The organism is Bacillus sp. 0209A (assembly GCF_036765095.1).
In the GTDB taxonomy this organism is placed as follows: Bacteria; Bacillota; Bacilli; order Bacillales; family Bacillaceae; genus Bacillus; species Bacillus subtilis_G.
Genome location: NZ_JBAIZV010000008.1, coordinates 25,175 through 36,744 on the forward strand (window position 1 = coordinate 25,175; position 11,570 = coordinate 36,744).

Sequence of the window (11,570 nt, forward strand, 5' to 3'; positions counted from 1 at the left end):
TTTAAATTTACCCTTTTCGTCTGACCCCGCTCATCACAAATCCACTTTCAGGCAATGACGGCATCCTGGCAAGACTGTAATGCAGCGATTGTACCGGAACGTCGTATTCTACCTTATTCACGAGAAAATCCAAGCTTGCTTTCATGACTTCAATTGTTATCCCTTCCCCCGGACAGCGATGCCCTTTCTCCGCGTCACCTCCGCCTTGAGGAATCAAATCAAACGGATTTTCCTGACGATCCTCAAATCGTTCAGGCCGAAATACATCAGGATGATCCCATAAGCGGGGATCGTGATTCGTTCCATATACATCAAGCAATACAGATGTCCCCTTCTTAAACTCACAGTTATTCCATACAAAATCCTTTTTAACAAGCGCTCCTAAAAACGGTGCGAACGGATAATATCTGCGGACCTCCTGCACAAACATTTCTCTTTCCCGGCTGCTTCCAGAACCCATCCATTTCTTATACGCAGAATGCTCGTGAAGCGCCAAAGCTGAAAACACAAGAAAATAAGAAATAGCGATGATAGGCCGCAGTACATTCATCAGCTCAATGGCTGCCATCCGGGAATCCAGCTGGCTTCCATCTTCTTGTGTGTGAAACGCCATTTCATGCAGCGCTGTTCCGGCAGATGTTTTCAGCAAGCCGGCACGAACATCTTCAATCATTCTTTCAATCCACTCTTCAGCACGCAGCCTTGCTCTTCGTCCCTTCCAATGACGCGGTCCCACCGCACCGAACGCGTCGACCATATCAATGAAATCATCAGCTCTCTCTTTGACTTCTGTTTCTTTCAGCGGAACACCTGCCCAATAGCACGCTACCCGGCATAAGATTTCTTTTGCTTCTTCAAATAACACAACCTGATCTGCCTTCTCCCATCTCGTGACTGCCGCTTCCCATTCCTCTGTCATCAGCTCAGCCAAACGCTTTTGATTCGGCGGTGTCATTAATGACAGAAAAAGCAGCTTCCGATGAAGATGAGCTTCACCATCCATTGTCTGGATTGCATTAACGCCAAACAGGGATTTCTGTACACGTTTCGGGAGAGCACCCTGCCGCTGAAATCGCTCCGTATCGTAAAATACCTTCGCGGCCTCCGCGCCGCTCATACAAATAAATGTTTTTCCAAGCAAACGCGCCTGAAACAAATCCGATTGGTAATGCTCTTTTCTATTCTTTACAAACAAATATCCTTCCCGCACCAAAGCCAGACTGTTATCGAGGCTTTTGTCATGTGGAATCTGCTCATTCATCCCGCAACCCTACCTTCCTTTTTACCCTCTTTTTTCACGTTATCTCACGATGATAAACCCAATGACAGTATTTGCTTCTAAGCATTTTTTCTTTATTTATAACGATGAAAAGCAAAAAGTTGTACTTGCTCTGCGCATTGCAGGGATCGGCAGCTTTTCCATCCACACAGCTTTCTCTAAATGTCGATGACGAATTTAATGATACGGATGGAACCTTCATCCTGCACGATATGCAAAAGGATCAGACATTTGGCTGCAACAGAGAACGGTCAAACAAAAGACAAAAACTCCGCAGTCCACCTTTAAAGCCGTGAACCCTTAATCAATTTGCAGGTAAAAACTGTTCGGGATGAATACGATGTCAAACGGCGGGACGGGGTCAATCGTGAATTTGAATCATGGAACCGAGACCATACGCTTGGCTCGGCCATGCGCGAATCCGCAGTCTGGTATTATCAGGATTAGCGAGAGACATCGGCGAGGAAAGAATGAAAACATGGCTTCATACATTGTCTTACGGCAACGCAATTTTGGCTGCAAAGCTCTCTGACAATTTCTCGCTGGAACAAGAAGCCTTTTTGAAGAAGCTTTTAAAAAGTGGCGCTTCCATTTAATCAATCAGTGATGAAAACAGTTATGCGCATGATGATTCAAGAAAAAGGCGGTCATTACACGTTCTACGGGAAAACCGGAACCCGCCTGACAGATATGGGGTTAGGCTGGGTTTATCGGATTCATCAACACAGAGCATGGCTCATATATTTTTGCGCCAATGACTTTGATTCCGGCACAAAAGCTAAAAACATCACAGTGAATATCCTGAAAAAGCATGGCCTGATCACATCATAAATGAAGGAGCCCTGCAAATAGGCAAGGCTCTAAATCTCATGCTCAAAACAATAATGATTCACAAGCTCTTCAATCAAATCATGATCGGGAAATTCCCCGTTAAATTCAAATTCAATTTCTTCCGCCGTGATGATACACATGGATGGCTCCGTTTTGACGGACGACGCTAAACTCCGGCTGAAATGTATATCCGCTTCGTTCAATTGCTCCCACTTCTTACCCCGCCTTTCAAAGCAGTAATTCATACACCTCGTTTAATTCCTTGGCCCGTTTTTGATCCTGTTCATTCTGGGCATACTTAATTTCTTTTTCTAACACATGATTCAAAAAAGACATTTCATTGTCATCTAAGTCTTTTACAAATTCCTCTTCATTCGCATACCGCTTCGCCAGCATCTTCTTGCAAATCCGCTGGCAGACTTCATTTTCAAGATGGTTCGAAAGTGATTCACGCAAATAACCGAGTGTAACATCCATTTTATGAACACCTTTCCTTCCGCTATCTTTATCCTATAGCTTGCTAAAATAGGAAAAATCCATACGCCAAAAATAAAAAAAGAGACATCCGTGAATGTCTCTTTTCCATGTTATTCAACCGCTTGATCGCTTTTTGTCACATTCGCCTGCGTACGTTTGCCAATCCCAAACCCATAATAACTAATGACCACAAGCGCTAAGAAAATCACGCCTACAATCAGAGAGATACGAGTATCATCGTTGAACCACATGCCGACCAGAACCATCAGCAAGAAAGCAATCGTCACATAGTTTGTGAAAGGTGCAAACGGCATTTTGAATGGATGTTTATCTAATGCAGCGCCCTTCGCTTTTCTGAATCCGATGTGGCTGATCAAGATGACAAACCAAGGAATCATACCAGGCAGCACGCTTGCGCTGTACACATACACAAAAACCTTCGGCGGCGCGATATAGTTCAGCACAACACCGACAGCCAAACCGATCATTACAGCAATTGTGCCGTAGAGCGGCACCCCATTGCGTGAAATCTTCGTAAAGAATTTCGGTGCTTGTCCATTTACCCCAAGTGTATAGAGCATGCGTCCTGCACTGAAAATACCGCTGTTACAGCCCGACATTGCCGCTGTAATCACGACAAAGTTAATAATGCCGGCCGCTGCCGTAACTCCGATTTTCGCGAACGTAGACACGAACGGACTTCCAAGTGAATTGAGCTCATCCCAAGGATACACTGTCACGATCACAAAGATAGCGCCAATATAGAAAATCAAAATACGCCAGATAATACTTTGAATCGCACTTCTTAGCGTGTTTTTCGGGTCTTTCGCTTCACCGGCTGTAATCCCGATCAGCTCAACCCCTTGATAGGCCGCAATAACGAGAGACAGCGCAAAGAAGAAGCCAGAGAAGCCGTTAGTAAAGAATCCTCCGTGAGACCACAGGTTCGACAATCCGATCGCATCTCCGCCGTTGCCAAATCCGAAGAAAATGATCCCGATTCCGGCAATAATCATCAAGATAATCGTCACGATTTTAATCATCGCAAACCAAAACTCAAACTCACCAAACGACTTAACAGAAATTAAGTTCGCCGCCCCGAGAATCACCATTGCCACGATACCAGGTATCCAAGCAGGCAAATCCGGGAACCAATATTTCATATACGAACCGACAGCGATAATTTCTGACATGCCGACGATAACCCACTGGAACCAGTTGCTCCAGGCTGTCATATAACCTGCCAGCGGATGAATATAGTTATGGCCGAATGTCGCGAAAGAACCCGTGCTCGGCTCGACATACAGCATTTCACCCATCGCACGCATGATAAAAAAGATAAAAATTCCGCATATTGCATAAGCCAAAAGGACAGACGGACCAGTCCATGAAATCGTGCTGGCAGAACCCATAAACAAGCCAACACCAATCGTACCTCCCAAGGCGATCATCTGAATATGACGCGCGCCCAAGCCCCTCTTTAATTCTTGATTTGCCACTCCTCTTCCTCCTCTTAACAAAATACTCGACATCTTTCTCAACAATCAATTATAACAATCTGAAAATTCAAACTTAATATTGTTATATAATCTCCAAAATTACTTATTTCATCATAATAAATTTCTCTGGAAAATACAATTGTTTTTTTCAGGTAAACACCTTTAGTCAGAGTTTTTCATCTACACTTCATTTAAAATCTTTTATATAAATATAATTAAATTGTTTGAATGTTATTATCCCTAAAATTCTCATAAAAAATAAGCTGTTCACAATGAACAGCTTTCTAATAAGTCACGCCAGTTAGACGTTTTAATGTTTCAAGCCACTCGGTATCTCCGGTGCCGTAGCTCTTGCTTTGCCCCACATCTCTAAGAGATCCATTGCTGTAATCAATTGATAGAATGAAATCCGGAATGGCATCATACCCGGCTTCCGCCATTTTACTGAGCTCCGAACGATAGTGAGATATAGCATAGGAAGCCGTTTGTTTTTGTACAGGATCTTTTTCAAGCTCTTCTTTATATACGTCTAATAAGTCACGTCCATCAGGTGTTACGTACCGCCCGTCGATCACTTCTAAATCCCTCAACTGATAGCCTGTGACGTCGTACATCTCACGAGCAGCTTGATACTTTTGATATGCCTCTTCGGAATATTGTGTCGAGTCAATACTTTGGCTTTTCATGATATGTAAAAATAGCTCTTTGCTGTTGTCTCCAGCTTGCAGCGCTTGCTCAATTTGCTTTATGAGTGCCTCATCTTTCGTCCCGCTCACCTGTACCTTATAGTCAATCGGCGTAATCGTAAACGTCAGCTCTGTCCCCTCCGGAATGTGAATATCGTTTCGATTCAACAGCACTAGCAGCTGCTGGTTGACCTGGCTCCGCTGATACACCTTTTCATTCTCAGCTTCCACTTCCCCATGAAACGTGACATTGCGAAACACAGCATCCTGCAGGTTATAGTTTTGCGCCTTCCCTTTGAATAGCCACTCTGTTTCATTATCGTAAGCAGCCTGTCTTTCCGCAGCTGACAGATCACTTCTGAAATAAGGCGACTTTGAATTTTGATATTTATCCTTAATATAGCCTAATGGATCAGACTTTGTTTTGTTAATCGCATTTATCCTGCTGTATTTTTCATCCAGTATTTTGATTCTGATATCACTCTCAGATTCATAGGGGTTATTGGATTGAATCACTGTTTCTTCCCCTGTGTCCCTCACTGTTCGATCATTTGCTGATTGATACACTTTGCTGAACGTTCCGCTGTTTCCAGCCACACTGGTTTTAGAATAATTGAACTGATTGATTCCCTTATTGGAAGATCGTGACTCAAGCCTGCTGTATGCCTTTTCCAGCACCGCCGCTGTATTTTCAGACGTATTCTCGCGCTTGGCAGCCGGATCCTGTTTCAATATGTTCTGTACCATCAGCTGTGTGCGGATAAATTGCCGATTCAGACGCATTGGATTCCCCCCTGAACAATTCTCTCTTAGTCTTTTTTATCGGCAATACCAATGTATATATTAACCTCAAAAAACATTTATTTACACCCGAAGCGTTATTATGTATGATGGAAATAAAAGGAGGTTGTTTACATGACGAAAAAATGGCTCATTCCATTCGCTATTATGCTGTCTGTCTTCTTCACCTTTACGCATTCGGCATCAGCCGCCGGAGTCACTGCTATTACAGGAAACAATTCATTTGATACCGCAGCGCCAATCGGTTATTGGAAATATAAGAATATCGATACAACGATACTGGAAGCCGGAAAAGATGAAGCCTATTTTACCTTTACAGCTTATAAGGGAGAAAAAGTATACGTAAGAAGTACATACCAGAACGCGTACACAGGGATGAAAATCGAAATTTACGATAAGAACAGAGTTCCTGTTTCGCAAGGCACAGAAGTCATTAACCCCAATACTTTCTCTTCTTTTATTTATGCCAATGCTGACGCCCAAAACACCACGGATACCTTCTATGTCAAAGTGTCACGCGGCACTTATACCGGGAACATGTATTTTACACTTTCAATTGAAAATCGGATCAAATCCGGCAGCGGAACGTTCTCATTCAGCGGTGTTGCCGATAATAAAGGAAATACAGCCCTTAGCCCCTCAGGTTCTGACTCCAGCGTGATCAAGGTTGATTTAACAAACCAATCCGGAATACCGCGCGATGCCATTGTAACTAGAGTACAAACAACCGCCACTCAAACACCAAGCCAGGGAAATACACGCCATATGATCATGACGAGCGAAAACAACGAATGGCGCCGTGCCCTTGTGAATAGCTCAACATCAGGGTCTTATGATATCTCTTTGTCAGATCAACTCAGTGTCGCAAAAGTATGGAGTTTTAAATACAATACATTAGCGACTGCTAGATCGACGATGAGTAATGTCAAAGCAAAAATAGATTATGAATACGATGTCACAAAACAGTTTTAATTCATACAGAGCTGGTTCAAGTTCCATGGGCCGGCTCTTTTTTATGCTAAGCTCCCCTTTACTTAGCCCAAAATGCCATTGTTTTGATAAACTAAAATCAGTACAACCAAGGGAAGTGCAGACATGGCATTAAAACAGCTGAAAAAACTGTTATTTGACCGCCCTCTAAAGGACGGCGTTATCCTGAACAACCGATACAAAATTGAAGAATGCCTCGGCATGGGCGGCTATGGCTTGGTTTATTTGTGCACGGATCTCCATACGCAAACACCTTATGTCTTAAAACAGCTGCGGCCGACAAAAGCGAAAAAGGAAAAAGAAAGAGTCCGCTTCCAGCAGGAAATGAAGCTGATCAAAAGCATTCACCACCCGCAAATCCCAGCCTTCATAGAAGATTTCATCATAGACGGACAGGCTTATTATGCCATGCAGTTCATTGAAGGAGATAATATAGAAGAATTATTATTTTTTCGAAAACAGCCATTTACAGAGCTTATGGCGTTACTGCTGATTTCGCAGTTGCTTGAGATTGTAGAATACCTGCATGATCACCTGATTTTTCACAGCGACATCAGAACGCCTAATATCATCATCAATAATGGCAGGCTCTGCCTCATCGATTTCGGCCTTGCAAAGCAATTGACTACTGAAGAAACGGAGGAAATAAAAGTGAGGAAACAGGATGACTTTTTTGATCTCGGAGAAACACTGTTATTCCTGCTGTACTCTCAATATAAAGGAAAAAAGAAGAAAAACGCCACTTGGCTGGAGGAATTAACGCTGACAAAAGAAGTAACCCTGCTGCTGAAAAAATTATTGGGCATTGATGAAGAGTATCAGCACACCGCTTCCATCCGTGAAGACCTAAACCGTGCCATTCAATCGGCCACACAAAAAAACCCTTGTCCCAAAAGCGGAACAAGAACTTTTTTGGATTAACTGCTGCTGTAGCTCCGGCGTTTGTAACGATGACTGCCGCCATAGCGGTCGTAGTGTCTTCTTTTACCTGAGCTGCTGCTGTAGTGCCTGCGCCGGCTGCTGCTGTAATGCCGATGTCTGCGATATCGGCCGCTAGAACTGCTTGAGAGGTGCTTGATTGTTTTAATGATTTTTTTAAACATATGCTGATCACCTCATTTCTTTCTGCCTATTATATAGAGTTTATAGGAGAAAGAAAACATCAGCGGGGGTCACTCTTTCGAAAACAAGAACCCCGTTCCATTCTCATTTGTCTGCAGCTCATAAGTAATCGACAGCAGCCTGCATATATCATCAATAATCTTTAACCCAAGCCCCTCACTGTTCTGATTACGATCAAATCCAATGCCGTCATCACAAATAGAAACAGTCCCATGTTCAATCGTGACTTCTATTTTTTCAGCTTTTGAATGCTTTAACGTGTTTTGAAAAATATTATCAAACAGCCTTTGCAACCATAACCCGTTGCTCATCCATAGTACATCTTGATCTGCCGGCTTATAGTGCAGCCCAATCCCATTCATACTATACAAATAATCCCATTTTTTCACCGCTGTTTCTAACAGCTCATTTATACGGACTTCTTCATTTACGATATAAGAACTTTCCAACGTCTCAGCGGAATATAGATTGAATTCATTGGTTAATTCCGCGATATAGTGGATTTGCTGATACAATGATTCAAATACGGCCTGATCATCACATTGGCCCTCCAAATAAAATAACTGCAGCCTGAGAGCGGTTAAAGGTGTATTCATGTCATGACGCAGTTTTTGCAAAAGTTCCTTTTTCACTTCTTCCTGCTGCCTCAGTTCCAGTTCACGGTATGTCGTCCGTTCAATTAACAAATTAACCGACTTAATCAGTTCCCCGATTTCATCAGCGCGTTTCACTTCTATTTTATCAGGCACCTTTTGATCACTCGCCAGGTGCCGAATGGTTTGATTCAATAGATTGATTTTATGCAGCAGAGAATGAATCGACTTTGAAAATAAAAAAGCTAACAATAAGAGTGATAATAAAAATACAATGAGCATTGCCGGATACGCAAAAGACCTGTGAAAAGGCATACCATGATTCATCGGTTTAAACATGCTGTCATAAATGACCGACATCAAAATGCTAACCGCCAGCAATAGCACCGGAACACTAATGACGGCGGTACATAGTAACAACTGATATTTTGTCTTGAGCTTCATTTCTTCACAACGGTATTCAGCCGATACCCTTCTCCATATATATTTTCAATAATCTCACCCGCTTGATCATTGATTTTAGCTCTGATTTTTTTAATGTGCACATTGACGATATTCGGGTTTCTGTCTTCGAGCTGCCACAGATATTCAAAGAAATGTTCCTTTGTCAGGGTGCTGTCCCTATTTTCATATAAATAAAAGAAAATTTTCCGCTCAATTGCCGTAAACAGCACCTCATCATGCAAAGTTTCATTGAACACTTTTTTCGTTTCTGCATCAATATATAAATGTTTGATTTGCGTAAAAGTGCCATAATGATGCTCAAGCATATTCTGCATTCTTAACAGCAGCTCCCTCGGATCAAAAGGCTTCACCATATAATCCTCGCCGACCTGCAAACCTTGAAGCTTGCTGTCCATATCATTGCGGGCCGAGAGAAAAATGACCGGAATGCGCAGCCCCAGCTTTTTGATTTTGGCAGACATTTGATATCCGTCTTCACCCGGCAGCATCACATCCATAATGACCAAATCCACCTTCTGAATCACCGAAAGTACATCCGCTCCATCGGTTTTCCACATCACATGATAGCCCTCACGCTGCAAAATCTTTTGCAGCAAACCACCAATCATCACATCGTCTTCAACGATTAAAATATGATAACCCTTCATCCTAGCGAACCTTTCTCATAAACTCCATGGAGAGTTTATATATTTGATCTGGCTGATATAAATAAATACTGTGTGTTCCCCTCAGTTCCTTTATATCGGCTGTATTGAATTGAGCCGCAAACGCTTCATAATCTTTTCGGTTTTGTATGGCATACTTTGAATTTCTATTTTGGTCAGAAACCGCATCTAAGATGAAGATGGGAGTTTCTTTAGGTACTGGCAGATTCACAGATTTGCTGCCGTTTTGGTAAGACTCTAAAAGCTCATGCTCCATATCGGCATTAAAAAATTGTTTGTAAGAAATCGCTTTATAGCTTTCTTTTTCTTCATCCGTTAAAAATGACTGTCGAACCACTTCAGGATTATATACAGCGGAAGGCATAAACCGATGAAAACCAATCGACGTTAACAGATGGAAGCCTCTCACTTTCAGTCTGTCAACCCCGCTCAATTTATACGTGACATACTGCTGGGGCAATCCAATATCCATCGCAATTATCGCCTTTATTTCCTTAGGATATTTCTGTGCCCAATACATCGCTTCAATCCCCGATATGGAATGAGGCATTAGAATATATGGAGGCTTATTTCCGCTTTTCATAAGCGCTTCCCTCGTCTGTTCCAGTATCGTATCAATGTCTCTATCATCGTGAGACACATCACTGTATCCATAACCAGCCCGATCTACAACAGCAATTTTATTTTCCTTTGAAAATTTGCTATACAGCCCCTTCATCTCATAAACAGGCGCAGCAATCCCCGAACCGGACATAAACACAAACGTATCCTTCCCACTCCCCTCTTCATAGACATTCATCTTTTTACCGTCAACATCGACTACTGTTCCTTTGTCTTTTAACAATGCTGCTTCCCTATTTAATTGATAATGGTGGTAAATAAAAACGGAGAGGGAAACAAGTAAAACCAAAGCAGCCAAGCCGCCAAAAAAGATTTTTAGTACTTTCCATAACGTTTTCATATGATGCTCCTTTCACGTGATACGGAAAGGATACGATATGAAAATAAATTTCTGATTAATTTTGGGACGATTTTATTCAGACATTTGACTTTGCCCTTACGGAAAGGTGTACATTGGGAGCATGGCAGAACATGAATTTACCCACTAATAGCAAATAGTTCATCATAAAAAAACCTTCCTGCTTATAGGAAGGATCGTTTGATCGTAATATTCAACTGTTTGTCGTCATACTTACAAGATGGAAAACTTCACAAGCCATTAATCCTTTTTACCATCTTACCCCAACCAACATCCCCCATTGTTTTAGCTACGATCTGCCCGTATTGACTTAATAGACAAAAGCTAGGAATACCTTGTACGTGACAACTTGTGACAATCTCATAGTTTTGGTCTAATACAATCGGAATATCTATTCCCCTATCAAGAGCATACGTCGAGACAACCTCCATAGATTTCTCTTCTTCTATGTAAGGGACATGTACTCCGATTACTTTCACATTCATATCCTTTATATCTTGAAGGACTTTATCTGTTAATTGGTGACAGTTTGGACAGCTCATTGACCAAAAATAAAGAAGATGATATGTGCCACTTGGACATGTCAAATCAATCTGTGATTGATTCAACCAGGGTAAATGAATTGGCCATTCTTTCATTATTTGTTCAGCTTTCATCCTTTCAATCCTCCTTGTCTTTCAGCTGAAAAGCAATCAGCTTTCCTAATGCCTCTTCAGCTGCAAACGGAGCAACCATTCCTGAAGGGTGTTCATGCTCGCGTTTTAGACATTCATACATCTTCGGTTCAATGTAAGAAGGATCGATCCATGCGATACACCAAGATGCCCAAAAGCACGATTGTCCTTCACTTTCTTGAGCAATTTTGATGACAAAGGGCAGACTGGGCTTCCCGATTCTCATGAGTGAAATGGCCGCTGCCATTCTTGTATCTTCGGCATGACTTTTTAATAAACATGATAGCTCCTTCGCTGCTTCACTCGCGTCTTCCCCAAACTCACCTAAAACAGCCGCAGCAATATTACGTAAAGATCCTTCCTCTTTTAAGGCCTCAACCAAAACAGGTATCGCATCTTTTCCTGATTTCTTTAGCTCCCCTATCGCTTGAACAATTGTGATCTCATTTGTTTTCGCTAAATTCTGAACAGACAGCGACAATTCATCACCATTTGATTTCATAATAGAG

The 11,570-nt window shown here is 42.1% G+C and carries 12 protein-coding genes and 2 pseudogenes; 3 read left to right on the top strand and 11 right to left on the bottom strand.

Going from position 1 to position 11,570, the window contains the following annotated elements; all coding sequences use genetic code 11:
• Positions 1-7 precede the first annotated feature (7 nt).
• Positions 8-1,261, bottom strand: coding sequence for a cytochrome P450 (locus V6D44_RS19765; RefSeq protein ID WP_333516837.1), 1,254 nt, complete (start codon positions 1,259-1,261; stop codon positions 8-10).
• A gap of 61 nt (positions 1,262-1,322) precedes the next feature.
• Here V6D44_RS19765 and V6D44_RS19770 point away from each other — a divergent pair.
• Positions 1,323-2,110 (top strand): annotated as a pseudogene (locus tag V6D44_RS19770) (penicillin-binding transpeptidase domain-containing protein).
• Positions 2,111-2,139: 29 nt separating this feature from the next.
• Here V6D44_RS19770 and V6D44_RS19775 read toward each other — a convergent pair.
• From V6D44_RS19775 to V6D44_RS19790, 4 genes and pseudogenes are all read right to left on the bottom strand, one after another.
• A pseudogene (locus tag V6D44_RS19775) lies at positions 2,140-2,323 on the bottom strand (YbxH family protein).
• A gap of 15 nt (positions 2,324-2,338) precedes the next feature.
• The gene (gene csgA, locus V6D44_RS19780; RefSeq protein WP_003234887.1) at positions 2,339-2,587 is read right to left on the bottom strand and encodes a sigma-G-dependent sporulation-specific acid-soluble spore protein CsgA; all 249 of its coding nucleotides are present in this window, start codon (positions 2,585-2,587) and stop codon (positions 2,339-2,341) included.
• A 110-nt stretch (positions 2,588-2,697) separates the two neighbouring features.
• Positions 2,698-4,086 carry an amino acid permease gene (locus V6D44_RS19785; protein ID WP_148962841.1) on the bottom strand — a complete coding sequence of 463 codons (1,389 nt, stop codon included), beginning with the start codon at positions 4,084-4,086 and terminating at the stop codon, positions 2,698-2,700.
• Positions 4,087-4,370: 284 nt separating this feature from the next.
• Complete coding sequence (locus V6D44_RS19790; protein ID WP_087991778.1) at positions 4,371-5,555, bottom strand: DUF4885 domain-containing protein; 1,185 nt, start codon at positions 5,553-5,555, stop codon at positions 4,371-4,373.
• A 132-nt stretch (positions 5,556-5,687) separates the two neighbouring features.
• On the opposite strand from V6D44_RS19790, the gene V6D44_RS19795 reads away from it, so the two are divergent.
• Together V6D44_RS19795 and V6D44_RS19800 are read left to right on the top strand one after the other, a co-directional pair.
• Positions 5,688-6,545 (top strand): hypothetical protein, encoded by an 858-nt coding sequence (locus V6D44_RS19795; RefSeq protein WP_202329075.1) that lies wholly within the window; start codon positions 5,688-5,690, stop codon positions 6,543-6,545.
• Positions 6,546-6,668: 123 nt separating this feature from the next.
• A complete protein-coding gene (locus V6D44_RS19800; protein ID WP_202329083.1) occupies positions 6,669-7,484 on the top strand; it encodes a serine/threonine protein kinase in 816 nt (271 codons plus the stop codon).
• Here the strand turns inward: V6D44_RS19800 and V6D44_RS19805 are convergent.
• The 6 genes from V6D44_RS19805 to skfG all read right to left on the bottom strand — a co-directional run bounded on the left by V6D44_RS19805 (position 7,481) and on the right by skfG (position 11,563).
• The gene (locus V6D44_RS19805) at positions 7,481-7,666 is read right to left on the bottom strand and encodes a hypothetical protein (RefSeq protein WP_176365283.1); all 186 of its coding nucleotides are present in this window, start codon (positions 7,664-7,666) and stop codon (positions 7,481-7,483) included. The two genes, V6D44_RS19800 and V6D44_RS19805, sit on opposite strands and share 4 nt — an antisense overlap.
• Before the next feature lie 69 nt (positions 7,667-7,735).
• Positions 7,736-8,722, bottom strand: a complete 987-nt coding sequence (locus V6D44_RS19810; RefSeq protein ID WP_202329085.1) for a sensor histidine kinase — start codon at positions 8,720-8,722, stop codon at positions 7,736-7,738.
• Positions 8,719-9,390, bottom strand: a complete 672-nt coding sequence (gene ybdJ / locus V6D44_RS19815) for a two-component system response regulator YbdJ (RefSeq protein WP_087991776.1) — start codon at positions 9,388-9,390, stop codon at positions 8,719-8,721. Before ybdJ ends, V6D44_RS19810 begins: the two co-directional genes overlap by 4 nt.
• A 1-nt stretch (position 9,391) precedes the next feature.
• Positions 9,392-10,369, bottom strand: coding sequence for an alpha/beta fold hydrolase (locus V6D44_RS19820; protein WP_333516838.1), 978 nt, complete (start codon positions 10,367-10,369; stop codon positions 9,392-9,394).
• A 248-nt stretch (positions 10,370-10,617) separates the two neighbouring features.
• Complete coding sequence (locus V6D44_RS19825; RefSeq protein WP_087991774.1) at positions 10,618-11,043, bottom strand: TlpA family protein disulfide reductase; 426 nt, start codon at positions 11,041-11,043, stop codon at positions 10,618-10,620.
• Positions 11,044-11,047: 4 nt separating this feature from the next.
• Positions 11,048-11,563 carry a sporulation killing factor biosynthesis/export protein SkfG gene (gene skfG / locus V6D44_RS19830; RefSeq protein WP_087991773.1) on the bottom strand — a complete coding sequence of 172 codons (516 nt, stop codon included), beginning with the start codon at positions 11,561-11,563 and terminating at the stop codon, positions 11,048-11,050.
• Positions 11,564-11,570 lie beyond the last annotated feature (7 nt).

Bases quoted from the DNA above. Each gene is read 5' to 3' on its own strand.
- V6D44_RS19765 (WP_333516837.1), bottom strand. From the start codon at position 1,261: ATGAATGAGCAGATTCCACATGACAAAAGCCTCGATAACAGTCTGGCT.
- csgA (WP_003234887.1), bottom strand. From the start codon at position 2,587: ATGGATGTTACACTCGGTTATTTGCGTGAATCACTTTCGAACCATCTT.
- V6D44_RS19790 (WP_087991778.1), bottom strand. From the start codon at position 5,555: ATGCGTCTGAATCGGCAATTTATCCGCACACAGCTGATGGTACAGAAC.
- V6D44_RS19795 (WP_202329075.1), top strand. From the start codon at position 5,688: ATGACGAAAAAATGGCTCATTCCATTCGCTATTATGCTGTCTGTCTTC.
- V6D44_RS19800 (WP_202329083.1), top strand. From the start codon at position 6,669: ATGGCATTAAAACAGCTGAAAAAACTGTTATTTGACCGCCCTCTAAAG.
- V6D44_RS19805 (WP_176365283.1), bottom strand. From the start codon at position 7,666: ATGTTTAAAAAAATCATTAAAACAATCAAGCACCTCTCAAGCAGTTCT.
- V6D44_RS19810 (WP_202329085.1), bottom strand. From the start codon at position 8,722: ATGAAGCTCAAGACAAAATATCAGTTGTTACTATGTACCGCCGTCATT.
- ybdJ (WP_087991776.1), bottom strand. From the start codon at position 9,390: ATGAAGGGTTATCATATTTTAATCGTTGAAGACGATGTGATGATTGGT.
- V6D44_RS19820 (WP_333516838.1), bottom strand. From the start codon at position 10,369: ATGAAAACGTTATGGAAAGTACTAAAAATCTTTTTTGGCGGCTTGGCT.
- V6D44_RS19825 (WP_087991774.1), bottom strand. From the start codon at position 11,043: ATGAAAGCTGAACAAATAATGAAAGAATGGCCAATTCATTTACCCTGG.
- skfG (WP_087991773.1), bottom strand. From the start codon at position 11,563: ATGAAATCAAATGGTGATGAATTGTCGCTGTCTGTTCAGAATTTAGCG.